We start from the raw sequence: 24,757 nt of genomic DNA, 5'->3' as shown, positions 1-24,757 counted from the left end.
CCATGAGCAAGCAGCGGCCCCGAGTCGTGGATCTCGGTGAGATCGAGCCCAACCGAAGGCGCGGAGGTGATCTGCGCGCCATGCTCACCCCCGTCACCGTCGGGTCCACGAGCGGGTTCATGGGGGTGGCCCTCGTCGACCCCGGCGACCGGATCGGCGAGCACTACCACCCGTACTCCGAGGAGTTCGTGTACGTCGTGGCCGGCGAGCTGGAGGTGGACCTGGACGGCGTACCGCAGGCGCTGCGGCCGGGTCAGGGCCTGATGATCCCCGCGTACGTGCGCCACCGCTTCCGCAACGTCGGCGACACCGAGGCCCGCCTGGTCTTCCACCTCGGCCCGCTGGCCCCGCACCCGAGCATGGGCCACGTCGACACCGAGGGCCCGGAGGCCACGCTGGAAACCGCGGCCGGAATGCGCCCGCCGGAACCGGAGGCCGTGTCGTGAGCCGGCGCGTCGCGGTCACCGGCATAGGTGCGGTCGCCCCGGGCGGGATCGGCATCCCCGCGTTCTGGGACCTGCTGGCCTCCGGCCGCACCGCTACCCGCGGCATCACCTTCTTCGACCCGGAGGGGCTGCGCTCGCGCATCGCCGCCGAATGCGACTTCGACCCGCTCGACCACGGCCTGACCGTGGAGCAGGCCGAGCGCTGCGACCGCTACGTCCAGTTCGCCCTCGTGGCCGCACGCGAGGCGGCGGTCGACGCCGGCCTCGCCGCGGACCAGGTGGATCCCTGGCGGCTGGGCGTCAGCCTCGGCACGGCCGTGGGCGGCACCACCCGGCTGGAGCACGACTACGTCCTGGTCAGCGAGCGCGGCGCGCGCTGGGACGTGGACCACCGGGCGGCGGGCGCGCACCTGCACCGGGCCTTCTCGCCGAGCACCCTCGCCTCGGCGGTCGCCGAGGAGTTCGGCGCCCACGGCCCCGTGCAGAGCGTGTCGACGGGCTGCACCTCCGGGCTGGACGCGGTCGGCTACGCCTTCCACGCCATCCAGGAGGGCCGGCTGGACGTCTGTCTCGCCGGCGCCGCCGACTCGCCCATCTCCCCGATCACGATGGCGTGCTTCGACGCCATCAAGGCGACCTCTCCCAACAACGACGACCCCGCGCACGCCTCGCGCCCCTTCGACGCCCGCCGCGACGGGTTCGTCATGGGCGAGGGCGGGGCCGTACTCGTCCTGGAGGACCTCGCCCACGCCCGGGCCCGCGGCGCGCGCGTGTACTGCGAGATCAGCGGCTACGCCACCTTCGGCAACGCCTACCACATGACCGGACTGACCAGCGAGGGCACGGAGATGGCCCGGGCCATCGACACCGCCCTCGCCCAGGCGAGGCTGGACCCCACGGCCGTCGACTACGTCAACGCCCACGGCTCCGGCACCCGCCAGAACGACCGGCACGAGACCGCCGCGGTCAAACGCTCCCTCGGCGCCCACGCCTACGACACGCCGATGAGCTCGATCAAATCCATGGTCGGGCACTCCCTCGGTGCGATCGGCTCCATAGAACTGGTCGCCTGCGTCCTGGCCCTGGCCCACCAGACCGTGCCGCCCACCGCCAACTACGAGATCCCCGACCCCGAGTGCGACCTGGACTACGTGCCCCGCGAGGCACGGCCGCGCAGGCTGCGGCACGTGCTCTCGGTGGGCAGCGGCTTCGGCGGCTTCCAGTCCGCGGTCGTCCTCGGCAGGCCGGACGGGAGCGCACCATGAGTCAGCCGCATTCCCGACGCGCCGTCATCACCGGCATCGGCGTGGTCGCGCCGAACGGACTGAGCGTCGACACGTTCTGGAAGTCCACCCAGGAGGGCATCGCCGTCCTGGACCGCGTCACCCGCGAGGGTTTCGGCGACCTGCCGCTGCGCGTCGCCGGCGAGGTCCGGGGCTTCGATCCGGCCGCCCACGCCGAGGACCGCTACCTCGTCCAGACCGACCGGTTCACCCACTTCGCCATGGCGGCCGCGGACCTCGCGTTCGCGGACGCCGGACTGACCGGTGTCGACCTCGACTCCCCGTTCTCGGTGGGCGTGGTGACCGCGGCCGGTTCCGGCGGCGGCGAGTTCGGTCAGCGCGAGCTCCAGCAGCTGTGGGGCAAGGGCAGCCGGTACGTCGGCCCGTACCAGTCCATCGCCTGGTTCTACGCCGCCAGCACCGGCCAGATCTCGATCCGCGGCGGCTACAAGGGCCCGTGCTCGGTGGTCGCGAGCGACGAGGCCGGTGGACTGGACGCCATCGCGCACGCGGCCCGGGCGGTCCGCCGCGGCACGCAGGCCCTCGTGGTCGGCGCGACCGAGGCGCCGCTGGCCCCGTACTCGGCGGTCTGCCAGCTGGGTTACCCCGAGCTGAGCACACTCGCCGATCCCGACCGGGCCTACCGGCCGTTCTCCGCCTCGGCGTGCGGCTTCGTGCCGGCCGAGGGCGGGGCCATGCTCGTCGTCGAGGACGAGGCGGCGGCCCTGGCCCGCGGTGCCCGCGTCCGGGCGGTCGTGGCCGGACACGCCGCCACGTTCACCGGGGCCTCGCGCTGGCCGGAGTCCCGGGACGGCCTCGCCCGGGCCATCGAGGGCGCGCTCGCCGAGGCGGGTTGCGCCCCGGAGGAGGTCGACGTCGTCTTCGCGGACGCCCTCGGCATCCCCGCCGCGGACCGGGCCGAGGCGCTGGCCCTGGCCGACGCCCTGGGCCGGCGCGGGTCGCAGGTGCCGGTCACGGCACCGAAGACCGGCATCGGGCGGGCGTACTGCGGTGCGCCCGTGCTGGACACCGCGGCCGCGGTCCTCGCCATGGAGCACGGCCTGATCCCGCCCACGCCGAACGTCTACGACATCTGCCACGACATGGACCTGGTGACCTCCCGGGCCCGGCCCGCCCGACTGCGCACCGCGCTGGTGCTCAGCCGGGGCCTCATGGGGTCGTGCGCGGCGCTGGTCCTGCGGCGCGGCGACGGCGACCCGGACTGACGGGCCCGTCCGCGGGGCCGGTCCCTCACCCGACCGACCCCGTACCCAGGCAACCCCGACCACCGAGTCCCGAACACCGAACACCGAACCACGAACACCGAACCACGAAGGAGGAGCTCCTCCCATGACCGTCCAGATGGAACTCACCGTCCAGCAGCTGGCCGCCCTGATGAAGAACGCCGCCGGCGTCGCAGTCGACCCGGAAGCGCTGGAGACCGCGGCCGACTCCGGCTTCGACACCTTCGGCCTGGACTCGCTGGGCCTGCTCGGCATCATCAGCGACCTGGAGAACAACCACGGCACGGCCATGCCCCCGGAGGCCGAGCGCTGCCGCACCCCGCGGGAGTTCATCGACCTCGTCAACAGCACCCTCGCGGCCGGAGCGTGACATGAGCGGACACACCGAGAACGAGATCGTCATCGCCGCCCCCCTCGGCCTCGTCTGGGACACCACCAACGACATCGAGAACTGGCCCGACCTGTTCAGCGAGTACGCCTCCGTGGAGGTCCTCTCCCGCGAGGGCGCCACCACCACCTTCCGGCTGACGATGCACCCGGACGAGAACGGCACCGTGTGGAGCTGGGTCTCCGCGCGGACCACGGACGAGGCCGCCCGCACCGTCCGGGCCCACCGCGTCGAGACCGGCCCGTTCGCGCACATGCACATCCACTGGGAGTACGCCGAGACCCCCGACGGCACCCTCATGAAGTGGACGCAGGACTTCGCGATGAAGCCCGACGCGCCCGTGGACGACGCGTGGATGACCGGCAACATCAACCGCAACTCGCGCGTCCAGATGGCCCTCATCCGCGACAAGATCGAGCAGGCGGCCCGCGAGCGGAACACCGCCTCCGTCCTGCCGAACTGACCGGCCCACCGCCCACCAGACAGGACCCCCATGCACCACGCCCTGATCGTCGCCCGCATGGCCCCCGGTTCGGCCCCCGACATCGCCGGCGTCTTCGCCGACTCCGACCGCGGCGAGCTGCCCCGCATCATCGGGGTCAGCCGGCGCAGCCTCTTCCAGTTCGGTGACGTGTACCTGCACCTCATCGAGTCCGAGAACCCGCTGGGCCCGGCCATCGCCAAGGCGAGCACACACCCCGAGTTCCGCGGCATCAGCGAGCGCCTGGAGGCGTACGTCAGCCCGTACGACCCCGAGACCTGGCGCAGCCCGAAGGACGCCATGGCCCACTGCTTCTACCGCTGGGAGCCCACCCCCTCCCGGGCCTGACCGATCCCGACGGAAGACGGTCCGGCTCCGCCCCGTGCGGAACCGGACCGCTTCGCCGTGCTGCGCGGCGTCCTTCGTGCGTCCGGGCGAGTCCTGTCGGCCCGTGCGACCGGGGCCTCACCCGGCCTCCGGCACCCCGCGCGGACAGGCGGCCCTGAGCCTCCGCCTCCGCGAGATCTCCTTGCCGGGTCGAGTCCTCCACGTGGTCACGGCACGAGATGCCGTAGCCCACCGACCGGCGGTACGCCGTGCCGTTTCTCACCTGGACGGCCACGATGTCGCCCGGTCCGCTCCCCGTATGGCGTGAAACTCAGGCAGCAGTCCTCACCGCAGTCGTTGCCGCCGTCGATCTCCTGGACGATGTGACCCGCGGACTCCATGAGAGCCCGGAACTCGTCGACGCCGGCACGCTCCGTCTTCTTGGTCGCCAGCACCCTGGCCATGACCGTCCTCCTCCGCAGTCGCGACAGCGCTGCCGTGCATCGTAAGGACGAGGACCGACAGTCGCGGAGCGCGCCGGGGGCGATCGAACGCGTCCGTATCCTCCCACGCAGAGCCGGACCGCTTTCGTGCGTCCCTGTCCGACATGTCCCCCCGTCAATTCCCGCCCCTGGGCATAACTTTGGCGTCTCTTGATCAACACCTGCCCCTGACGTGAACTGTTCCTGACAAGCATGGCGCGGTACCGCCCGCACGCCGGTCACCCCGGAGTGCGCGGCCAACCCCACACACGTCATGGCAGGGACACACATGAGAAGACGACGCAGCGGGCAGTCACGCGCACTGATCGCCGCCGCCGCGGTGCTGCCGGCGCTCGCGGGCGCGCTCACCTTCGGCGCCCCGTCCGCCCAGGCCGCCGACCCGGCCCCCGGCGGACGCGTCGCACTGCAGGGCACCCAGCCCGCGTGGGCCACCGGCCCGGCGGACCTCGGCAGCGCCGCGCGCCGGGCCACGGTCACGGCCCGCGTACACCTCGCCGGCCGCGACCCGCAGGGCCTGACGGCCTTCGCGACCGCCGTCTCGGACCCGCACTCGCCCCTCCACGGCAAGTTCCTGACGGCCGACCAGGCCCGCAACAGGTTCGGCGCCACCGACGAGCAGAAGGCCGCCGTCGCCGCCTGGCTGCGCTCCGCCGGCCTCACCGTGACCGCGACCAACGACCACTACATCGAGGTCACCGGCACCGTCGCCGCCGCCGAGCAGGCCTTCGCCACCCCCCTGCACAGCTTCCGCAAGGACGGCCGCACCTACCGGGCCCCGGTCCGCAACGCCACCGCCCCGGCCTCGGTCGCCGCCGCCGTCCTGACCGTCTCCGGCCTCGACGACGCGCCGCACCGCGCCACGCACAAGGACACCCTGCCCGGCCCGGGCCAGGGCTTCCGCAACTCCGGCCCGTTCTCGACCTACTTCGGCTCGCGCACCGCGACCTCCCTGCCGTCCGCGTACGGCAAGAAGGTCCCGTACGCGATCAAGGGCTACACCGGCCGCCAGCTGCGCGCCGCCTACGGCGCCGGCCGCTACACCGGCAAGGGCGTCACGGTCGCGATCACCGACGCGTACGCCTCGCCGACCATCGCCAAGGACGCGCGCACGTACGCCGCCCGCAACGGCGACGCCCCGTACCGCACCGGTGGCCTGCGCCAGGTCACCCCGGCGAAGTACACCCACGTCAAGGACTGCGACGCGGCCGGCTGGTACGGCGAGGAGACCCTCGACGTCGAGGCCGTGCACGCGGTCGCGCCGGAGGCGAAGATCGTCTACGTCGCGGGCGCCTCCTGCAACGACCCCGACCTGCTCGACGCCCTCGACAAGGTCGTCGACAAGCACCTCGCCGACATCGTCTCCAACTCCTGGGGCGACGTCGAGGCCAACCAGACCCCGGGCATCGCGGCCGCCTACGACCACACCTTCAAGATGGGTGCGGCCGAGGGCATCGGCTTCTACTTCTCCTCCGGCGACGACGGCGACGAGGTCGCCAACACCGGCAAGAAGCAGGTCGACACCCCCGCCAACTCCTCCTGGGTGACCGCGGTCGGCGGCACGTCGCTGGCCGTCGGCAAGGGCGACAAGTACCAGTTCGAGACCGGCTGGGGCACCAAGAAGGCCGCCCTCTCGGCCGACGGGAAGTCCTGGAAGGACTTCCCGGGCGCCTTCACCAGCGGCGCCGGCGGCGGCACCAGCACCACCGTTCCCCAGCCCTTCTACCAGCGCGGCATCGTCCCGGACTCGCTGGCCAAGGCCAACGGCACCAAGCGCATGCGCACCGTGCCGGACGTCGCGGCCGTCGCCGACCCCAACACCGGCTTCCTGGTCGGCCAGACGCAGTCCTGGGCGGGCGGCAAGCTCGCGTACGGCGAGTACCGCATCGGCGGCACCTCGCTGGCCGCCCCGGTCATCGCGGGCATCCAGGCGCTGGCCCAGCAGGCGCTCCAGCAGCCGATCGGCTACGCCAACCCGGGCTTCTACAGCCGTGTGAACTCGCGCTGGCCGATGCTCCACGACGTCACCGACCACCCGCTGGGCGCCCAGGGCCTGGCCGTGGCCCGCGTCGACTTCGTGAACGGCGTCGACGCCAGCGGCGGCCTGGCGACCTCGGTGCGCAGCCTCGGCAAGGACAGCTCCCTGCACGCGGTCCGCGGCTACGACCTGGTGACCGGCGTCGGCTCCCCGGGGCCGTACTACGTCACCTCGCACAGCCGGCGCTGACACCCCGACGGCACCGTGACGGACGGGCCGGGGGTCGATGACCCGAGAGGTCATCGACCCCCGGCCCGCCTTCCTGTGATGATCAGTACGTCCCGGCCGGCCACCGGCCGGGAGGCGCGACCGACACCGACCGGGAGGACTGCCCCATGACCGCCTACGCGATAGCCCACCTGCGCGACGTGACCCCGCACCCGGACGTCCCCGAGTACATCGACCGCATCGGCGCCACCATGGCCCCGTACGGCGGACGCTTCCTGGTGCACAACACCGCCCACGAGGTCCGGGAGGGCGACTGGCCCGGACACGTCGTCCTCATCGGCTTCCCGGACATCGCCGCGGCCCGCGCCTGGTGGGACTCCCCGGCGTACCAGGAGATCGCCCCGCTGCGCTCCCGCCACATCACGGGCGACATCATCCTCGTCGAGGGCGTCCCTGAGGGCTACGACCCGAGCGCGACCGCCGCGACCATGCGCGCAGCGTTCCCGTCCTGACGGCATGGGGACGGAGCGGCCGGTCTTCGAGTCCACCAGATACGCGGCCCGGTGCCAGGACTGCGGTGCGGAGCTGGCGTGCCGGGGTGTCCAAGCCCTGGTGAACGGTTCGTTGCGCTGGGACACGGAGTCCACCTGCCCGACCTGCGGGTTCGCGGTGGCCGCATGCGGTGGTGAGTTGCCTGCCGCGTTGCGGGGCCAGCTCCTCCACGAGCACGGACCCGCCCGCCTGCAGGTGGACCCGTCGGCGGGGAACGCGGCGATCATGCGTGTGCTGCGGGCGGAGCTCGGCATCGGCCTGGCCGAGGTCAGGTGCGTGCTGGGCGAGGCCGTGGCGGGAACCCTCGCGGGCACGATGCCCGAGATGGAGTTCCTGGCCCGGCGGCTGCGTGCGTCGGGCATCGATGCCGTTGCCGCTCGGGCCTGAGCTTGCCGTTCAACTGGCGAGGTGCTCGGCGTCGCCACTTGCCGCGCCGCCGCACGCGGGTTTTAATGAATGCACGTTCATTTATTCATCGGGAGGTGACGGCCGTGGCGCGACCCCGCGGCGTCGAGGACGCGGTGATCCTCCGGGCGACGGCCCGGGTCATGGGCCGGGAGGGCCCGGCGGGCCTCACGCTGGCCGCGGTGGCCCGTGAGGTCGGCCTGGTGCCCGGCACCCTGGTCCAGCGTTTCGGTTCCAAGCGCGGCCTGCTGCTGGCCCTCGCCGACCGGTCCGCGCAGGAGGCGGGCGAGCTGGCCGACCGGGTGCGCCGCGACCACGACTCGGCCCTCGACGCCCTGGCGGCGCTGACCGCCGCGACGGCCGCCGAACTGGCCACGCCCGAGAGCTTCGCGAACCACCTGGCCTTCCTCTGCATGGACCTGGCCGACCCGGAGCTCTACGCCCGCGCCCTGGCCGTGCACGAGGCCCGGCGCCAGGCCGTCGGGGACCTGCTGGCACGAGCGGTGGCCGCCGGGGAACTCGCCGGCGCCACGGACGTCACCGCCCTGGCCCGCACCGTGCAGGCCGTCACCGCCGGCGCGGGCCTGACCTGGGCCCTCGAGCGCGAGGGCACCCTCGCCCAGCGGCTCCGCCAGGAGCTCGACGCCGCGCTCGCCCCCCACCGCACACCCCACGACCACCCGGAGGGACCGTGACCGAGGACATGACCGAGAGCGCCGTGAACGAGAACGGGACTGCGACTGCGGCTGCGACTGCGGCCGCGAGCGTGACCGCGCCCCGGGACGCGAGCCGCCCGCTGGCCGGCATGGTGGCCCTCGTCGCCGGCGGCACCCGCGGTGGCGGCCGCGGCATCGCCGTGGAGCTCGGCGCCGCCGGCGCGACCGTGTACGTGACCGGCCGCACCAGCACCGCCGGCCGTTCCGACCTGGACCGCCCGGAGACCATCGAGGAGACGGCGGAGCGGATCACCGCCGCCGGCGGCCTCGGCATCCCGGTGCGCACCGACCACGCCCGCCCCGACGAGGTCCGCGCCCTCGTCGACCGGATCGCCGCCGAACAGGACGGCCGGCTCGACCTCCTGGTGAACTCCGTGTGGGGCGGGGACGCCCTGACCGACTGGGAGAACCCCCTCTGGCAGCAGGACCTGGAGAAGGGCCTGCGGCTCCTCCGCCGGGCGGTGGAGACCCACGTGATCACCAGCCGGTACGCGCTGCCGCTGCTCGTCGCCCGCGGGAGCGGCCTCGTGGTGGAGGTCACCGACGGCAACACCGCCCGCTACCGCGGCTCCTTCTTCTACGACCTGGCGAAGTCCAGCGTCATCCGGCTGGCCGTCGCCCAGGCCGCCGAGTTGAAGCCGCACGGCGTCGCGGCCGTCGCGATCACCCCCGGTTTCCTGCGCTCGGAGGCGATGCTGGAGCACTTCGGCGTCACGGAGGACAACTGGCGCGACGGCGCGGCCCAGGACCCGAACTTCGCCCACTCCGAGACCCCGGCCTACCTGGGCCGGGCGGTCGCCGCCCTGGCCGCCGACCCGCAGATCATGGCCAAGACCGGCCGTGCGCTGGCCACCTGGGACCTCTACGAGGAATACGGCTTCACCGACGCCGACGGCGCCCGACCGGACTTCGCCGCCCACTGGGCCGAGGCCCTCGAAGCGGAGTACGGGCCCCTCGGCGACCCGCTCTGATCCGGCTCGTTCTGTCGTGACCGCTTTGCAGGCGCGCCCCACGTCGCACGCCCGCTGCGCGCGCTCGAACCGGAACGGGCTGCCCCGGGCACGCCCGCCCGGTACGCGGTGTCCGACCCCGAGGCTGATCGCACGGCACGGCACGGCACGGCACGGCACTGCATTGCACTGCACCGCACACGACGCGCGCGTCACGACGGGCGGCCGGACCGGACCCGCCGCACCGCCTCCCGGACCCGGCGGCCGCGCTCGTACCGGAGCCGCGAGTGCCGGTCGAGCTCCTCCAGCAGCCGTTGCGAGCGCTTGTCCACGTCGAGCTCGTCCAGCACCCGGTCCGCGTCCGCGAGCAGCGCCCCGTGCAACTGCCACTGCGCCGGCGCGCCCCGCACCTGGTCCAGCAGCAGGTCCGCCAGCAGGTCCCGGCTGCGGCGGGCCATCCGCAGCTCGGCCGTCAGCCGCCGCTCCTGCTCCTCCGCGTTCGGGCTCACCTGGGCGGTGACCAGCCGCGAGAAGCTGTGCACGGCCAGCGCCATGTGGCCGAAGAGGTCCTGCACCGCCCGGGTCACCGGGGGAGAGAACAGCGGCTCCTCCTCCGTACGGGCCTTCGCCAGGTCGGTCAGCGCCCGGGCCGACACGCGCAGCACCACGGCGCAGATCTCCAGGGTGTCCAGTCCGGTGCGCAGCACCAGCCGGAACACCAGCCCCTCCCGTACCCGCGGATTCATCCGCAGACTGTCCTCCGCCTGCCGCAGCGCCGCGTCCACGCCGGCGATGTCGTTGTCCAGGCGCCGCGCCTCGTGCAGGCGCGAGGCGGCCTCCGCGACGGTGGTCCGCCCGCTCAGCTCCTCCACCATGCCCGTCATCAACGCGGCCATCCGGGCCGCCAGGTCGTCGATCGCCCGGCTGGCCGGCTCGACCCACACGGGCGGCGCGACCAGCAGGTTGAACAGCAGGCCGACCACCGCCCCGATGACCGTCTCCAGTACCCGGTCCCAGGCCGTGGCGCCCACCTGGGTCACCCCCAGCACCAGCATCGCGCTGATCGCCACCTCCGGGACGAACTCGTCCACCCGCACCACGTGTCCGACCAGCAACGACGCCAGGATGATCAGCCCGAGGCTCCACCAGGTCAGCCCGACCAGCGCACTGAAGCCGATGGCGATCAGCACGCCCGCCACCACCGAGTTGACCCGCCGCACGCTGGTGGTGACCGTGGCGTACAGGGTCACCTGGACGACCAGCAGGGCCGTCAGCGGCGCGGTCAACGGGGCCGGCTCGTTGCTGAGCTGCAGCGCCACGACGTACGACACCACGGCGGCCCCGGTCGAGCGGACGCTCTGCACCACCACCGGATTGCGGCGGGCGCGCAGCAGCTTGCTGAGGACAGCGGGTTGTTCGGACATGCCTACGCCCCTTCCCCGCCCACCCCGTCCGATCACATACGACCCGCCGGCCTCGTTCGCCCTGTCGGCCCCCATCGCCCCACCGGCCCCGTGTGCGCCGTGCGCCCCGGTCCTGGGGGCGGTCAGCGCCGGCCCAGCACGCCCCGGACGTAGGCGGCCTGGCCGGCGTGCTGCAGGTCGTCGGAGAGCACGCTGACGAGCCGCACGCCCAGCGTCACGGGCGGGTCCCACGCGGTGTCCACCACCCGCTCGAGGTCGGCCGCGGTCAACGACCGCAGGTACCCGACCGACCGGTCGTGCACGGCGTCGTAGTACCCGAGCAGCAGCTCCGCCGACTCCACCCGCACCTGGCCGACCTGGTGCGCGGTCTGTCCGTACCCGGTGGCCCCGCGCGACACGGACAGGCCGAACCGGTCGTACCAGCCGTCGGCCGTCCACACCTGTTCCTGCCCGGCGACGTCGGCGACGTGGTCGTCCTGGATACGGGTGAGGTGCCAGAGCAGCCAGGTGATGGAGTTGGCGCCGGGGTCGACCCGGGCGTTGAGCTCCTCGGCCCCGAGACCTTCGGCGGCGCCGTGCACCACCTCCCGGATCCGGCTCCAGCCGTCCAGCAGGATGTCCGTGGCCTTCATCCGCGCCTCCTTCGCCCGGTACGGCGGCCCCGGACCACCACTGTGCCGCCTACGGGCCCGCTCCGCCCGCCGACGGCCCGGCCACCAGGCCCCGCGGAGCACGCCGGCCGCCGCACGGGCCGGTGCGGGGTGCGCCGGTCGCCACGCAGTCCGGTGCGGGCTGCGCCCGGCGGAGCGATGGTGGTGGTTGTGGACGTGGCCGCGGTGACCCAGGAGCTGTACGGGCTGCGCCCCGCCGAGTTCACCGCCGCGCGGGACGCGTACGTGGCCCGGGCCCGCCGGGAGCGGGACACCGACGCCGCCCGAGCACTCGGGCGGTTGCGCCGGCCGACCCTGGCCCTGTGGGCCGCGAACCTGCTCGCCCGGGCCCGTCCCGACCGGGCCCGGGACCTGGTGCGGCTCGGGGCCGAGCTGCGGGCCGCGCACCGCGAGCTGGACGGTGCCCGGCTGCGCGCGCTCTCCCACGAGCAGCACGCGCTGGTCGCCGAGCTCGCCGCGGAGGCCGCCGGGCTGGTGGCGGCGCACGGCGAGCGGGCCGCGCCCGGCCTGCGGGAGGACACCGGGCGGATCCTCCTCGCACTGCTGGCCGACGAGGCGGCCGGCCGGGACTGGACCGACCGCCGGCTGACGGCGGCGCCCGCTCCCCGCACGGGCTTCGAGGGTCTGGAACCCGACCCGGGCGCCCTCCCGCCGCCCGCCCCGGAGCGGACGCCGCCCACCGCAGCCCCCGAGCGGAGCCCCACCCGCCGGACCAGGGCGACGGCCGGGCGCACGTCCCGTGCGGAGTCCGCGCCGGAGCGGTCCGCCGGGACGGCGGACGCCCCTGACCGGTCCGCCCCCGACCGGTCCGTCCACGAGCGCGCGGCCCGCGAGCGAGCCGCGCGTGTCGCCGCCGCCCGCCGGGCCCGGGACGAGGCCGAGGAGGAGCTGCGCCGGGCCCGCGCCGCCCTGACGGACGCCGCCGACGCACGGCGGGCCGCCCGGGCGGAAGCGGCCGCCCTGCGCGGCGAACTCGACGCCCTCAGGACGCGCCTCGCGGTGGCCGGGGCGGCCGCCGACGCGGCGGAGAACGGGCACCGCCGGGCCGAACAGGAGCTGCGCCGGGCCGACCGGACCGCCGAGGCGGCCGCCGCCGACCTCCGCGCCGCCGAGCGCGACGCGCCGTCCGGGCCCACGCTGGAAGAATGAGTTCCCAGAGCCATCGGGCAGGGCGCGAAGGCCTCGCGGGTATCCTGGAGAACCCCGTGGTCGGCATGGCGCCGTGGATCGTGTTCGGCATCCTCTCCGGCCCAGGCCGCTTCGAGATCGCGGTGGGCATCGCCCTGGCGGTGACCGTCGTCCTGATCGTGGCGGGCCGGTGGACGCACCCGGGCAGCTCATGGAAGCTGCTGGAATTCGCCGACCTGGTCTTCTTCGGCGGGCTCGCCATCGTCGGTGCCGTCGCGGACGCCGGCACCCTCCGGTGGCTGGAGACCTACTCCGGTGAGATCTCCAGCCTCGCCCTGGCCGCCATCGCCTTCGGCTCCATGGCGGTACGCCATCCCTTCACCCTCGCCTACGCCCGCGAACAGACCGACCCGTCCGTGTGGGACAGCCCGCAGTTCCTGCGCGCCAACCAGATCATCACCGGGGCCTGGGGCCTGGCCTTCCTGGTCGGAGCCCTCGCGGGCGGTTACGGCGACCTGGTCCTGCACGATCCCGACAACCTCTGGACCGCCTGGGTCATCCCGATCATCGCGCTGATCGCGGCCGTGCGCTTCACCCTCTGGTACCCCGAGGCCCTCCGGGCCCGCGCCCTGAAGGCCGCCGGCCAGCCGGGCCCGGAACCCCCGGGCCTGAACGCCCTGCTGGCACCGCTGGCGGGCCTGCTCGTGCCGGTCGGGGCCCTCGTCCTGATCTTCGAGGACGGCCTGTGGTGGTTGGGAGTCGCCCTCATCGTGGCGGGCGTCCTGGCCACCAAGTCCCTGCGCGCGGCCACCTGACGGCGGCGTCCGCGTACGGCGGCGAGCCTCACCGGGTGTGGGACCGGTACGCCCGCATCGCCAGCGGCATGAAGACCGCGGCGATGCCCGCCGCCCATACCAGGGACCACATGATCGCCCCGCCCGGCGGGGTGCCGAGCAGCAGGGCCCGGACGCCGTCCGACAGGTGCGTGACCGGGTTGATGTTCACCCACGCCTGCAGCCACCCGGGCATGGTGTCCACCCGGACGAACGCGCTGCTCGTGAACGTGATCGGGAAGATGAAGGTGAACGCGAAGACCTGCACCTTCTCGGCGTCCCCGGCCAGCATCCCGATCAGGACGGCCGTCCACGCCATGGCGGCGGCGAACACCATCAGCAGCAGGGCCGCGCCGAGGAGGCCGGTCACGCCGCCGGTGACCCGGAAGCCCAGCAGGGTGCCCAGCCCGACCATCAGCAGCATCGCCCACAGCTGCTTGGCGAGGTCGGCGGCTATCCGCCCGAACAGCGGGGCGGAGCGGGCGATCGGCAGGCTGCGCAGCCGGTCGAACACGCCTTTCGTCAGGTCCGTGTTCAGCGCCATGGCGGTGTACATGCTCATGAACAGGGTGTTCTGGACGATGATCCCCGCGAGCGCGTACTGCAGGTAGTCCTGCGGGGAGCCCGCCATCTGCCCGCCGAAGACGTACGTGAACAGGAACACGAACATGATGGGCGTGATGCTGTAGTCCACCAGCTCCAGCGGGTTGTGCTTCACCGAGACGAGGCTGCGCCAGGCCAGCGTGGCGGTCTGGCGCAGCGCCGCCAGCACCCCCACCCGGCCACCGCGGCCCGCGGAGTACGGGAGGGCCGTGGCCGTCATGACGCCCTCCCCGCCGTCGCGTACCGGTCGTCGTCGCCGGCATCCGGTTCGCCGCCGTCCGGCTCCTCGCCCGTGGGCCGCGCGCGGTGGCCGGTCAGCGCCATGAAGACCTCGTCCAGGGACGAGCGGCGCAGCGTGAGCTCGCCGACCGCGATGCCGGCCTGGTCCAGTCGCCGCACCACGCCGGGCATGATCGCCGGATCGTTGACCGGAGCGATGATCCCGTCGCCCTCGATCGCGGCCTGCGGTCCGGCCTCCTGCGCCACCAGCGCGTGGGCCTGCGGGAGATCGGCCGGGCGGACCGGCCGCAGCTGCAGGACCTGCCCGCCCACCTGGGACTTCAACGCGTCAGGGGTGCCGTGGGCGATCACCCGCCCCTTGTCGATCACGACGATGCCGTCCGCCAATCGGTCGGCCTCGTCCAGGTACTGGGTGGTCAGCAGCGTGGTCATGCCCTCCGCGACCAGACCGCGCAGCATGTCCCACACCTCGCCGCGGCTGTGCGGGTCGAGTCCGGTGGTCGGCTCGTCCAGGAACAGGATCCGCGGCCGCCCGACCAGGCTGGCCGCCAGGTCCAGCCGGCGCCGCATGCCGCCGGAGTACGTCTTGGCGGCCCGGCCCGCCGCGTCGGACAGGTGGAACCGCTCGAGCAGCTCGCCCGAGCGGGCCCGCGCGCCGGCCCGCGACATGCCCAGCAGCCGGCCGATCATGACCAGGTTCTCGGTACCCGTCATGTTCTCGTCCACCGCCGCGTACTGCCCGGTCAGGCCGATCAGCGACCGGACCAGCCGCGCCTCCCGCACGACGTCGTGCCCGCCCACCTCGGCACGCCCCTCGTCCGGGGTCAGCAGCGTCGCGAAGATGCGGACCGCGGTCGTCTTCCCCGCGCCGTTCGGCCCGAGCAGCCCCAGCACGGTCCCGGCCGGGACCTCGAGGTCCACCCCGGCCAGCGCGCGGGTCTCCTTGAACCGCTTGGCCAGGCCCTCGGCCCGGATCGCGTACGTCATGGGATCACCCCGTTCCTCGCGGACGGCGGAAGCAGTCCCCTCCACTGTGACGCACACCACTGACAGCGGCTCGTCCCGCCCTGACCAGCGACGTCACCGGGGCACCACCCGACAAAACCGGATGGCCGTTCGGCCCCGAGCGCTTACCCTCCCGGCATGAGGATCACGACGGTACGCGCGGTCAACCGGCTCACCACCCGATGGGCGCGGGCCGCGGTCGACGGGGAGCGGGGCACGGTCCTGACGGCAGCCGGCCTCTGGCCGCTGCTCGCCCTGCTCGCCGACGGCGCGGCGGGCCCGGCCCGCGAGGAGTTGGCGGAGGCGCTCGGCCTGCCGGCGGACCGGGCGGCCGGCGCGGCCGGTGAACTCCTGGCCGGGCTGGGCCGCGTACCCGGCCTGGCGGCGGCGACCGGGGTCTGGACGAGCGCGGCCCTGCCGCTGGACCCGAGCTGGACGGCCCGGCTTCCCCGCGGGACCCGGGGCACCCTCACCGGTGACGTCGAGGCCGACCGCACGGCGCTGGACGGCTGGGCCGCGGACCGGACCGGCGGGCTCGTCGACCGCGTGCCCGTGCCGCTCGACGCGGCACCGCCCATGGTGCTGGCCACGGCCCTCGCGCTGCGACTGCGCTGGATCCGACCGTTCGTGGCCGCCGGGGACGAGCTCCACGAGGGCCCCTGGGCCGGGCGGGAGGTCGTGAAGCTCCTGCGCAGTACCTCGCTCCTGCACCGGGTACGGGTCGCCGAGGCCCCCTGCGGCCCGGTCACCCTGCTGGAGGTCGTCGGGGACGGGGGCGTCGACGTGCACCTGGCCCTGGGCGCGCCCGGCGCCGGGCCGGGAGAGGTGCTCGACGGCGCGGTCGCCGCCGTCACCCGGGCCGTCGGGTCGGTCGACGGTTTCGCGCTGCCCGAGGGGTCACCCGGCCCCGGCCTCACGGTCGGCACCCGGTTCTCGTACCGGCCCGAGCCCCGGCTCGACATCGAGACGGTGGCCTTCTCGGTCGACGCCGACCACGATCTGATGCGACGTCGCGGCCTGTTCGGCCTGGAGACGGCGTCCGACACCGGCTCCGGGCACTTCCCCGGCATCAGCGACAGCCCGCTGGCCGTCGGCTCGGCCGGCCAGGCCGCGGTCGCCCGGTTCCACGCGGAAGGCTTCGAGGCGGCCGCCGTCACCGCGATGGGCATGGCCGTCGGCGCCGCCGCGTCCCCGCCGCCGTACCGGATCCGCCGGATCGAGGTCTCCTTCGACCGCCCGTTCGGCTTCCTCGCCGTGCACCGCACCTCGCGCCTCGTCCTCGCCGCCGGCTGGGTCACCGACCCGGTGCCGTACGAGGGGACGGACGACGACCTCTGGGACGAGGACGACTTCGACGACCACTAGCGAACGCACGCCGGGCCGGCCCCGCCACCCCCGTGGCCCGGGACCGTCCCGGCCCTACTCGTCCCCGTCCCCGTCCCCGTCCCCGAGCTCGAGCTCGTACAGGTCCTGCAGCTCCAGCCCGTCGGCGCCCAGTTCGGTGTTCTCCGCGTGCTCGCGCATCCGCGGGCCGTACTCCGGGTCCTCGGCGAGCGAGGTGTACGTGTCGAAGTCCAGATCGATGACTTCCGCCAGGTCGGCGAGGTACACGTCCAGACCGGGGTACATCACGGCGACGTACGGCAGGTCGTCGATGTCGGTGACCAGCACCGGGTACTCGCCCGTGGAGTCCGGCGAGCCCAGGTAGAGGAGCCGGCGCGAGTCGCTGCCGCCGACGAGCGGCAGGCACACCGCGGGCAACAGCCTCTCGAACTCGGTGAACGAGTCGACCATGGGGCCGCCCCCGCCGTACATCCACTCCGCCGTCGCGCCCAGCCCCCGGTCCCCGAACACCGGCGCGTGCGGGTCCTCGTACCAGCCGACGGACGAGAACCAGGAGCTGTCGAACGCCAACCACCGCCGCAGGCTCGGCGGCAGCGGCCGCCCGCCGGGCAGCCTGAGCCGGTCTATCACCTCGGGCGCGAGCGGTACCGGTTCGGTGACGTCGGGCGCGTCCAGCGTGGGCCAGCCCTGCTCCTTGACCCGCTCGATCACCCGGTCGACCAACGCCGCGCCGTGCATGTTCTCGTTCATGCGGCGCACTGTGCCAGACGCCACCGACAACACCCCCACGGGGTTGCCCTCGTCGTGACGGCGCCGGCCACCGCCTGCCTGTGGACGGAGCCGGACCGCTGGCGCGGCCTCCTGCGCGGGACCCCCGCCCCGGGCCGCGGCCGACCCTTCCGCCACGGGGTGTTGTCGGTGCCGGATGGCAGGCTGGCCCCATGGACGAGCGGATCATGCGCGGACGGGTGTACGGGGCGGACCACGACGACCCGGAAGCCGGCCTGCGCCCAGGACGCGCCTACGTGGAGCTGGTCGGCGGCCCGCTCGACGGCCTCCTCCTCGACGTCACGGGATGGACCGACGCCGACCGGGCCGAGGGCGCCCTCCTGGCCACCGAGATAGGCCGCTTCGGACCCGGCGGCCGCTCCGCGTACGGCCCGCGGGCGGGGGTGCCGGGCCGGTTCGACTGGCGGGGCGACCTCAGGTAGGGGCGGCGCCCCGTCGACCGGCCCGGGGGACCGGTCGGCGGGGCGCCGACGGCCGGCGGCCGGCTACGGCGCCGGCGTCGCCGGGCAGGTCGCGTCCGCGGCCGGGAGCCGACCGGTCAGCAGGTAGCGGCTGCCGTGGCGGTCCATGCAGTCGTTCCCGGCGAACAGGAACTGGCCGTGGTTGCCCCCGCCCGCGACGACCAGCCGGGACGCGCCCAGCGCCCGGTGCATGCGGCGCGCCCCCGCGACCGGGGTCGCCGGGTCGTCCTTCGCCTGGAGCAGCAGGACCGGCGGCACCTTCACCGAGCCGATCTTCACGGGCCGGGCCGTCGGGGCCTTCCAGTAGGCGCACGGCGCGCTGTACCAGGTGTTCAGCCAGGCGAACAGCGGCGCCTTGCGCGCCGAGGCCGCGGTGTCCCGGTGCCAGGTCGCCCAGTCGCGCGGCCACGCGTCGTCCACGCAGTTGTACGCGAGCTGCGCCGCGGCCACCCCGCCGAGGGCCAACTGGTCGGTGGCGCCGAGCAGGCCGTCCGCCGTGCCGCGCCGGTAGTCGGAGACGGCCTGCGCCACGTCGCCCCAGGTGAGGTCCGTGTACATGGCGGACGCGAGCAGGTCGTCGAGCTCGGCGGAGCCCGCCCGGCCCCCGGCCGGCCGGGCGGCAAACGTGCCTCGGACGGCGTCCCAGGCGGCCGACACCTTCGCCGGAGTGGCACCCAGGTGGTACGTGCCGTCCTTCGCCGCGACCCAGGCGAAGAACTGCCCGGCCCGGTGCTGCAGGGCCGGGTTCTGGTCGAACTGCGAGGCGTACGTGGTGACGGTCGGGTCGACCACGCTGTCCAGGATCATGCGGCCGGTGCGCGAGGGGAAGAGCGTGGCGTAGGTGGCGCCGAGCTTCGTCCCGTACGAGTACCCGAGGTAGTCCAGCTTGTCGCGGTGCAGCGCGGCCCGGATCCGGTCCATGTCGCGGGCCGCGTTCTCGGTGGTCATGTACGGCAGCAGGTCCCCGGAGGTGGCCCGGCACTGCTCGGCGACCTTCCGCGCCACGGTGCGCCGCGCCCGCTCCTGCGCCGCGTCCGCGGGCGCGTACGGCGGCGCCGGGTGCTTGATCAGCTTCCGGGTGTCCCCGCACGAGACGGGGGTGCTGGCGCCCACCCCGCGCGGGTCGAAGCTGACGACGTTGTAGGTGGAGCCCAGGTTCGCCGGCAGCGAGCCCCACACCAGCTTCTCGGTGCCGATGCCGGGCTCGCCCGGCCCGCCGGGGTTCACCACGAGGGTGCGCGGGGCGTTTCCGGTGCCGGCGATCGAGAGGGTCAGCGTGATCTGCCGGCCGTTGGGCCGGGCGTAGTCCAGGGGCACCGCGAGCGTGGAGCAGTACGTGCCCCGCGGCGCCTCGGACCCCGCCGGACAGGCGGTCCAGCGAAGGGCCCCGGGGCCGACGGCCGCAGCGGACACGCTGCCGGTCCGCGTGGCAGCGGCCGGCACGCCGGCGGCCGGGGCCGCGCCGGCCGCCTGCGGTCCGGCCAGCGCGACCAGGCCGAGCGCGGTCGCGACGGCCGCACCGCGTCGGACGAGGGGAGGGGTGAGGATGGGCACGTGCTCCTGCTTTCGGCGGATTCACCACGGACGGAAGACAAGAGGGGACGGAGCGTCAAAAGGTTGTCCCGGCCCCGGGGTTGTCGCCCCGCGCGGCGCACGGGTGATCGACGCCGCCCTCCGCGGCGCACACCGCCAACGAGGACGACCGCCACCTGGCCGACGCCGTCGATCACATCAGCCGTTCCCTCACCGCGGCGGGCGACTACGGCAGCGCACTCCGGCTGCGCCAGGTCGCGCACGAGATCACTGCCCGCTCATTGGGCCCTGACCATTCCGAAACCCTGAACAGCCGCAACGACCTTGCCACCGCGCTCGACCTCTTCGGCCGGCACCGGGAAGCGGCCGACCTCCACCAGCAGGTCCTCACCGCCCGTGGACGCATCCTCGACCCCGACCACCCCGACACGCTGCTCAGCCGCAGCAACCTCGCCAACGCGCTGGACCACCTCGGTCGCCACCAGGAGGCGGCAGACCATCACCGGCACATCCTGGCCACCCGCGAACGAGCCCTGGCCGAGGGCGGGGCCGCCGGCGGTCCCGGCGGGCGTCAGTCCTGCCAGTAGAAGAGCAGCGACCGGACGTCCAGCGGTCGGCGGTGTCCGAAGGAGTAGACGCACAGGCCGTCGACCCGGACGTTCCCGGCGGCCGTGTCGATCCACCGGAACCCGGCCGCTTCCAGGGCACCGCGGACCGCCGGATCCTCGTCGTGGTCCGCGGCGAACGGCCCCAGGTCGCTGACGTGCACCTCGGGGTACTCGGGAGCGCCGTCGTCCGCGCCCACCGGGTCGCCGTACGCGATCACGTGGTACGTGCCGCCGCCCTGCCGGTGCGCGTCGCCGCACGAGACGGGCGACCGCGGCCGCAGTCCCGCCGCCGCGAGCGCCGCCGTGGCCCGGCGCAACTGCCCGGCCACGTCCACCGGGACCGGCGGTCCGGCGCACAGCGCCTCGATCCGCCACCGCGGATCGCTCGGCGCCTCGCACTCGCCCGCGTACGCGTGCACCAGGGCCGTCCGCACCTCCTCGGCCAGCCCGGGCACCTCGACCCGCGGCCGGCCGAGCGCCTCGTGGACGGCGCGCGTCCCGGCGGAGTCGCCGGTCAGACGGTGCAGTGCGTAGGCGGCCCACAGCCGTGCGGACGGGGTGGGAGCCAGCATCAGGTACGCGCGCAGCCGCGGCACGTCCTGCTCGGGGTCGGTGAGGAGCGACTGCGCGAGGTGCGCCACCGCCGGCTCCGGATCCGCGAGCGCGCCGGTCACGTCCCCGCCCTCGCGGCGGAGCATCCGGACGGCGTACGCGCGGTCCTCCGGTCGCTCCTCGGAGAGTCGGGCCCGCACGGCCCCCGCGCCGTGGCGGGCGGCCAGCGCAGCGAGCCCGGCCTCGCCGACCTCCCGGCGCCGGGGCCACGGGCTGAAGGCGCACGTCGCCAGGTCGCCCGCGGCCTCCAGGTCCCCTTGACCCGCCCGCGCTTCGAGCACCGCCTCGGGCAGGCCGTACGAGCTCTCCGACCGGCGCTCCGGCCCGCGCAGCCAGGGCAGCAGCTCCGGGCGGGAGCCGAGCAGCCGGAGCAGGGCGATGCGTACGGACCCCACGTCCCGGCCGTCCCGGACGCGGCCGAGGAGCTCCGGCACCAGGTCCTCCGGTACGCGCCCGGCGAGCGCCGTGGCGCACGCGATGCGCCGCCACCACGGCTGCGCCGGGTCGGCCGCGCACCGGACGACGGCCTCCGCGTCGTGCGCGCGCAGGGCGGGGGCGTCGATCCGGTCGACGGCGGGGGAGAGGTCCTCGACGGTCCTGGGCATCCGAGGATGCTATGCGCCGCCCGGCCCGCGACCGAACGGGTTTCCCGGTGGGCCACGGGAGCGGACTCCGGGAACGGACGTCGGGGCCCGCGGCGGCGGCCGGGCCCCCCCCGGGGGGGGCCCCCCCCCCCCCCCGGGGGGGGCGGGGGGCCCCGGGGGGGGGCCCGCGGGCCCGGGCGGGGGGCCCGGGGGGGGGCGCGGCCCCCGACGCGGTGGAGCGACCCGCCGCTCAGCGGGGCGGGCAGAGCTTCACGGGGGCGAGGTTCTGCACGTAACGGGCGGAGACCCAGCGGCTCGTCGAGCCTGCCAGGCGGTACCAGAGGTCGTTGCCGTCGACCTCGTCGCCGTAGTTCTTGCACACGAGCTCGATCCGGCTCCCCGACCGCACGCTGCCCACGACCGGCGCGCGGACGAACGGCTTGCTGCGGACGTTGAGCTCGACGCGGGCCAGCACCCGGCCGACCGGGTACCCCTGCCCGGACGTACCGTCGGAGTCCTCGTCGTCGGCCGGCCGTTCGGCCCACGGCCCGTCGCCCGCGACGTGGCCCTTCGGCGCCGGGTCGGCGCGCGGTCCGTCGTCGGCCACGGCGGCCGCGCCCCAGCCGGCGAGACCGAGCACGAGGCTCGCGGACGCCAGGACGACGACGGTCCTGCTGGGCTTCGACATGGCCAACTCCTCTGCGAAGACGGTGAAGACATCGTTCCGGCCGCGCCCTCCGCCCCGGAAGGCGGCCGGGCGCCAGGTACGACTATCTCCAGGTCACCGCCGGTCGCTCCGACGGCACGGCGCCGGTTAACCCGATCTGTCCAACGGACGCGGCAGGGCCGGGTGAATCGGGGCGGGTCGCCACGAGACGATCCGGTCGATCTTCGGCGGGGTGGAACCCGGAGAGCGGCGGGACGGGCCGGTGGAGGGTCGCGCAGGGCCGTCGTCCGCCGGCGCCCGGCATGACACGCCCCCCAATGGCCCATCGATCCGTCCGGCGGGCCGGGCGGCCTAGCGTGGTCGACATGAAGAGCCGTCACATCCTGTCCCTGGCATGCACCGCAGCCGCCTGCGGCTCGCTCCTCGGCGCGGCCCCACCGAGCTCCGGCCCCCTGGTCCACGTCGTCCGGCCCGGCGAGTCGATCCAGCGCGCGGTCGACGCCGCCCGCCCCGGGGACACCGTCCTGCTGATCGGTGGCACCTACCGCGAGAGCGTCCGGGTGACCACGTCGGGGCTGACGCTGCGCGGCCTGGGCCCCCGTACCGTGCTCGAACCGGCGGTCCCGCCGGCCGCCACCCCGCCCGCCAAGCCGGCCGCCGCACCGCCCGCGGGCACGGCCGCCGCGCGGGCGGCCGACAGCTGCGCGCTCGCCGGGAACGGCATCTGCGTCGAGGGAGCCGACGGGCGTCCCGTGTCCGGCACCACGATCACCGGCCTGGTCCTCTCCGGCTTCGCCAAGAACGGCCTGTGGGCCTCCGGGACGGACCGGCTGACCGTGCGCGGGGTGACCGCCGAGAACAACGGGCAGTGGGGCATCGCCCAGGAGCACTCCACCCGGGGCGTCTTCGTGGGCAACGTCGCCACCGGCAACGGCGACGCGGGGCTCTTCCTCGCCAACACCGTCAAGACCGAGGGCGGCGCCACGGACACCGGCGGCGCGCTGGTCGCCCGCAACCGGCTGGTGGGCAACCGGATCGGCGTGACGGTCCGGCGGCTGCGCAACCTCACGGTCGAGCGCAACGACATCACCGGCAACTGCGCCGGGGTCTTCGTCGTCGGCGACGAGACGCCCCCGCGGGCCGGCGACCTGACCGTACGCGCCAACCGCGTCGTGGCGAACAACAAGTACTGCCCGAAGACCGCCCGGCTGCCGTTCCTCCAGGGCGTCGGCGTGGTCCTGACCGGGGCCGAGGACACCCAGGTCACCGGGAACCTGATCACGGACAACGTCGGCACCTCCCCGCTGTCCGGCGGCGTCGTGCTCCTGAAGAGCTTCGTCGGCGTCACCAACGAGCGGAACCGGATCACCGGCAACACGCTGCGCAGCAACGCCCCGGCCGACCTCGTCGACACCGACGCCGGCCGCGACAACGTCTTCCGGGACAACGCGTGCGCGGCGTCCCGGCCCACGGGCCTGTGCTGACCCCTCCGGCCCCGCACCCGGACCCGTGCACGGCCCCGCACCCTCCGGCCCCGCACCAGACCCCCCCACGACCCAGCACGACGAAAGGCCGCACATGACGACGACCGCGCGCACCACCGAGCCGGCCGCGGGCGCGGCACCCCCGCCGTCCATGCGGCTGCGGGAGCTCGTGTTCGGGGCGGCCTGCGCCGCCGCCCTCCGCTCGGCGGTCCGGCTCGGTGTCGCCGACGCCCTCGGCGACACCCCCATGCCCGCCGAGGACCTCGCCGCCGCGGTGAAGACCGAACCCAAGCCGCTGCGCCGCCTGCTGCGGGCCCTGACCTGCTACGGCGTCTTCACCGAGCACGCCGACGGGGCGTTCGGCCACACCGACATGTCCCGGCTGCTGCGCGAGGACGACCCGCACAGCCTGCGCGCCATCGCCCTGTGGTGCACGGAGCCCTGGACCTGGGACGCCTGGCCGCGCCTCGACGAGGCGGTGCGCACCGGCCGCAACGTCGTCGAGGACCTGTACGGCAAGGAGTTCTTCAGCTACCTGAACGAGGACGCGCCGGAGTCGGCCGACGTGTTCAACCGCGCCATGACGACGTCGAGCCGGCAGTCCGCCCACGACGTCGCCGAGTTCCTCGACCTGTCCGACTGCTCGTCGGTCGCCGACATCGGCGGCGGCCAGGGCTTCGTGGTGGCGAGCCTGCTGGAGAAGTACCCGTCCATGCACGGCACCCTGCTCGATCTCCCGAGGGTGGTCGAGAACGCCGATCCGCGTCTGCGCCCCGGCGGCGCGCTGGCGGAGCGGGTGCGCATCGTGCCCGGGGACTGCCGCGTGGCCGTCCCGGTCCGGGCGGACGTGTACGTCATCAAGAACATCCTGGAGTGGGACGAGGACAGCACCGCCCGCACCCTGCGCAACGTCATCGAGGCGGGCGGGCCCAGCGCGCGCGTCGTGGTCATCGAGAACCTGGTCGACGACACGCCGTCGATGCGGTTCAGCACGGCCATGGACCTGCTGCTGCTCCTCAACGTCGGCGGCGCCAAGCACACCACCCGCAGCATGGTCTCCCTGCTCACCTCCGCCGGTCTGGCCGTGGGGGACGTCCGTCCCGTGAACCCGTACCTCCACGCGTTCGACTGCACCGTGACGCCGTGACCCCTGCCGGCCGGCCGCTCGTACGACCGGTGACCGGACGCGGGGGGGCCGGGGCCCCCCCGGGGGCGCGCCGCGCCGGGGCGGACGACCCACCACGGGCCCGCCCCCGCCCCCGCCCGGGTCGGC

At 74.6% G+C, this 24,757-nt stretch carries 27 protein-coding genes; 18 read left to right on the top strand and 9 right to left on the bottom strand.

Annotated elements, in window-relative coordinates; all coding sequences use genetic code 11:
- Positions 1 to 2: 2 nt before the first annotated feature.
- From ACIQCH_RS15990 to ACIQCH_RS15965, 6 genes are all read left to right on the top strand, one after another.
- Entirely contained in the window at positions 3 to 446 is a 444-nt protein-coding gene (locus tag ACIQCH_RS15990) for a cupin domain-containing protein (protein WP_402581275.1), read from the top strand.
- The gene (locus ACIQCH_RS15985) at positions 443 to 1,711 is read left to right on the top strand and encodes a beta-ketoacyl-[acyl-carrier-protein] synthase family protein (protein ID WP_402581274.1); all 1,269 of its coding nucleotides are present in this window, start codon (positions 443 to 445) and stop codon (positions 1,709 to 1,711) included. The genes ACIQCH_RS15990 and ACIQCH_RS15985 overlap by 4 nt, the downstream gene beginning before the upstream one ends.
- Complete coding sequence (locus tag ACIQCH_RS15980; protein WP_402581273.1) at positions 1,708 to 2,955, top strand: beta-ketoacyl synthase N-terminal-like domain-containing protein; 1,248 nt, start codon at positions 1,708 to 1,710, stop codon at positions 2,953 to 2,955. The genes ACIQCH_RS15985 and ACIQCH_RS15980 overlap by 4 nt, the downstream gene beginning before the upstream one ends.
- A gap of 124 nt (positions 2,956 to 3,079) precedes the next feature.
- Complete coding sequence (locus tag ACIQCH_RS15975) at positions 3,080 to 3,343, top strand: acyl carrier protein (protein WP_402581272.1); 264 nt, start codon at positions 3,080 to 3,082, stop codon at positions 3,341 to 3,343.
- A gap of 1 nt (position 3,344) precedes the next feature.
- A complete protein-coding gene (locus ACIQCH_RS15970; protein ID WP_402581271.1) occupies positions 3,345 to 3,824 on the top strand; it encodes an SRPBCC family protein in 480 nt (159 codons plus the stop codon).
- Between the two features lie 30 nt (positions 3,825 to 3,854).
- On the top strand, positions 3,855 to 4,190 hold the full coding sequence (locus ACIQCH_RS15965) for a TcmI family type II polyketide cyclase (RefSeq protein WP_402581270.1): 336 nt from the start codon (positions 3,855 to 3,857) through the stop codon (positions 4,188 to 4,190).
- A gap of 206 nt (positions 4,191 to 4,396) precedes the next feature.
- On the opposite strand, the gene ACIQCH_RS15960 is transcribed toward ACIQCH_RS15965, so the two are convergent.
- Positions 4,397 to 4,633, bottom strand: a complete 237-nt coding sequence (locus ACIQCH_RS15960) for a hypothetical protein (protein ID WP_402581269.1) — start codon at positions 4,631 to 4,633, stop codon at positions 4,397 to 4,399.
- A gap of 307 nt (positions 4,634 to 4,940) precedes the next feature.
- On the opposite strand from ACIQCH_RS15960, the gene ACIQCH_RS15955 reads away from it, so the two are divergent.
- The 5 genes from ACIQCH_RS15955 (at position 4,941) to ACIQCH_RS15935 (ending at position 9,519) form a co-directional block, all read left to right on the top strand.
- Positions 4,941 to 6,896 carry a protease pro-enzyme activation domain-containing protein gene (locus ACIQCH_RS15955; RefSeq protein ID WP_402581268.1) on the top strand — a complete coding sequence of 652 codons (1,956 nt, stop codon included), beginning with the start codon at positions 4,941 to 4,943 and terminating at the stop codon, positions 6,894 to 6,896.
- Positions 6,897 to 7,042: 146 nt separating this feature from the next.
- Complete coding sequence (locus ACIQCH_RS15950) at positions 7,043 to 7,387, top strand: DUF1330 domain-containing protein (RefSeq protein WP_402581267.1); 345 nt, start codon at positions 7,043 to 7,045, stop codon at positions 7,385 to 7,387.
- Positions 7,388 to 7,391: 4 nt separating this feature from the next.
- Positions 7,392 to 7,814 carry a hypothetical protein gene (locus ACIQCH_RS15945; RefSeq protein ID WP_402581266.1) on the top strand — a complete coding sequence of 141 codons (423 nt, stop codon included), beginning with the start codon at positions 7,392 to 7,394 and terminating at the stop codon, positions 7,812 to 7,814.
- 104 nt (positions 7,815 to 7,918) lie between these two features.
- A complete protein-coding gene (locus ACIQCH_RS15940) occupies positions 7,919 to 8,527 on the top strand; it encodes a TetR/AcrR family transcriptional regulator (RefSeq protein ID WP_402581265.1) in 609 nt (202 codons plus the stop codon).
- Positions 8,524 to 9,519 carry an SDR family oxidoreductase gene (locus ACIQCH_RS15935; RefSeq protein ID WP_402581264.1) on the top strand — a complete coding sequence of 332 codons (996 nt, stop codon included), beginning with the start codon at positions 8,524 to 8,526 and terminating at the stop codon, positions 9,517 to 9,519. The genes ACIQCH_RS15940 and ACIQCH_RS15935 overlap by 4 nt, the downstream gene beginning before the upstream one ends.
- A gap of 191 nt (positions 9,520 to 9,710) precedes the next feature.
- Here ACIQCH_RS15935 and ACIQCH_RS15930 read toward each other — a convergent pair whose 3' ends face one another.
- Both ACIQCH_RS15930 and ACIQCH_RS15925 read right to left on the bottom strand, forming a co-directional pair.
- Entirely contained in the window at positions 9,711 to 10,922 is a 1,212-nt protein-coding gene (locus ACIQCH_RS15930) for an aromatic acid exporter family protein (RefSeq protein WP_402581263.1), read from the bottom strand.
- Between the two features lie 122 nt (positions 10,923 to 11,044).
- Complete coding sequence (locus tag ACIQCH_RS15925; protein ID WP_402581262.1) at positions 11,045 to 11,554, bottom strand: DinB family protein; 510 nt, start codon at positions 11,552 to 11,554, stop codon at positions 11,045 to 11,047.
- A 177-nt stretch (positions 11,555 to 11,731) separates the two neighbouring features.
- Between ACIQCH_RS15925 and ACIQCH_RS15920 the strand changes: the two genes are divergently transcribed.
- Both ACIQCH_RS15920 and ACIQCH_RS15915 read left to right on the top strand, forming a co-directional pair.
- Complete coding sequence (locus tag ACIQCH_RS15920; RefSeq protein WP_402581261.1) at positions 11,732 to 12,742, top strand: hypothetical protein; 1,011 nt, start codon at positions 11,732 to 11,734, stop codon at positions 12,740 to 12,742.
- Positions 12,739 to 13,536, top strand: coding sequence for a hypothetical protein (locus ACIQCH_RS15915; RefSeq protein WP_402581260.1), 798 nt, complete (start codon positions 12,739 to 12,741; stop codon positions 13,534 to 13,536). Before ACIQCH_RS15920 ends, ACIQCH_RS15915 begins: the two co-directional genes overlap by 4 nt.
- Positions 13,537 to 13,564: 28 nt before the next feature.
- Here ACIQCH_RS15915 and ACIQCH_RS15910 read toward each other — a convergent pair whose 3' ends face one another.
- Both ACIQCH_RS15910 and ACIQCH_RS15905 read right to left on the bottom strand, forming a co-directional pair.
- On the bottom strand, positions 13,565 to 14,377 hold the full coding sequence (locus tag ACIQCH_RS15910) for an ABC transporter permease (protein WP_402581259.1): 813 nt from the start codon (positions 14,375 to 14,377) through the stop codon (positions 13,565 to 13,567).
- The gene (locus ACIQCH_RS15905; RefSeq protein WP_402581258.1) at positions 14,374 to 15,384 is read right to left on the bottom strand and encodes an ATP-binding cassette domain-containing protein; all 1,011 of its coding nucleotides are present in this window, start codon (positions 15,382 to 15,384) and stop codon (positions 14,374 to 14,376) included. Before ACIQCH_RS15905 ends, ACIQCH_RS15910 begins: the two co-directional genes overlap by 4 nt.
- A gap of 156 nt (positions 15,385 to 15,540) precedes the next feature.
- Here ACIQCH_RS15905 and ACIQCH_RS15900 point away from each other — a divergent pair, with 156 nt between their 5' ends.
- Complete coding sequence (locus ACIQCH_RS15900; protein ID WP_402581257.1) at positions 15,541 to 16,767, top strand: serpin family protein; 1,227 nt, start codon at positions 15,541 to 15,543, stop codon at positions 16,765 to 16,767.
- 54 nt (positions 16,768 to 16,821) lie between these two features.
- On the opposite strand, the gene ACIQCH_RS15895 is transcribed toward ACIQCH_RS15900, so the two are convergent.
- Positions 16,822 to 17,496 (bottom strand): hypothetical protein, encoded by a 675-nt coding sequence (locus ACIQCH_RS15895; RefSeq protein ID WP_402581256.1) that lies wholly within the window; start codon positions 17,494 to 17,496, stop codon positions 16,822 to 16,824.
- Between the two features lie 191 nt (positions 17,497 to 17,687).
- Between ACIQCH_RS15895 and ACIQCH_RS15890 the strand changes: the two genes are divergently transcribed.
- Complete coding sequence (locus ACIQCH_RS15890; protein WP_402581255.1) at positions 17,688 to 17,957, top strand: hypothetical protein; 270 nt, start codon at positions 17,688 to 17,690, stop codon at positions 17,955 to 17,957.
- A gap of 63 nt (positions 17,958 to 18,020) precedes the next feature.
- Here ACIQCH_RS15890 and ACIQCH_RS15885 read toward each other — a convergent pair whose 3' ends face one another.
- Entirely contained in the window at positions 18,021 to 19,550 is a 1,530-nt protein-coding gene (locus tag ACIQCH_RS15885; protein ID WP_402581254.1) for an alpha/beta fold hydrolase, read from the bottom strand.
- 155 nt (positions 19,551 to 19,705) lie between these two features.
- Between ACIQCH_RS15885 and ACIQCH_RS15880 the strand changes: the two genes are divergently transcribed.
- Positions 19,706 to 20,116 (top strand): tetratricopeptide repeat protein, encoded by a 411-nt coding sequence (locus ACIQCH_RS15880; RefSeq protein WP_402581287.1) that lies wholly within the window; start codon positions 19,706 to 19,708, stop codon positions 20,114 to 20,116.
- On the opposite strand, the gene ACIQCH_RS15875 is transcribed toward ACIQCH_RS15880, so the two are convergent.
- Positions 20,101 to 21,354 (bottom strand): hypothetical protein, encoded by a 1,254-nt coding sequence (locus ACIQCH_RS15875; protein ID WP_402581253.1) that lies wholly within the window; start codon positions 21,352 to 21,354, stop codon positions 20,101 to 20,103. The two genes, ACIQCH_RS15880 and ACIQCH_RS15875, sit on opposite strands and share 16 nt — an antisense overlap.
- A 229-nt stretch (positions 21,355 to 21,583) precedes the next feature.
- Positions 21,584 to 22,021: an SH3 domain-containing protein gene (locus ACIQCH_RS15870; protein WP_402581252.1), complete on the bottom strand. Its 438-nt coding sequence runs from the start codon at positions 22,019 to 22,021 to the stop codon at positions 21,584 to 21,586.
- A gap of 344 nt (positions 22,022 to 22,365) precedes the next feature.
- Here ACIQCH_RS15870 and ACIQCH_RS15865 point away from each other — a divergent pair, with 344 nt between their 5' ends.
- Both ACIQCH_RS15865 and ACIQCH_RS15860 read left to right on the top strand, forming a co-directional pair.
- Positions 22,366 to 23,484: a nitrous oxide reductase family maturation protein NosD gene (locus tag ACIQCH_RS15865; RefSeq protein ID WP_402581251.1), complete on the top strand. Its 1,119-nt coding sequence runs from the start codon at positions 22,366 to 22,368 to the stop codon at positions 23,482 to 23,484.
- A gap of 94 nt (positions 23,485 to 23,578) precedes the next feature.
- Positions 23,579 to 24,631 carry a methyltransferase gene (locus tag ACIQCH_RS15860; protein ID WP_402581250.1) on the top strand — a complete coding sequence of 351 codons (1,053 nt, stop codon included), beginning with the start codon at positions 23,579 to 23,581 and terminating at the stop codon, positions 24,629 to 24,631.
- The last annotated feature ends 126 nt before the right edge of the window (positions 24,632 to 24,757 follow it).

The organism is Streptomyces sp. NPDC093225 (assembly GCF_044753805.1).
In the GTDB taxonomy this organism is placed as follows: domain Bacteria; phylum Actinomycetota; class Actinomycetes; order Streptomycetales; family Streptomycetaceae; genus Streptomyces.
This window is presented reverse-complemented; position numbering and strand designations above follow the sequence as displayed.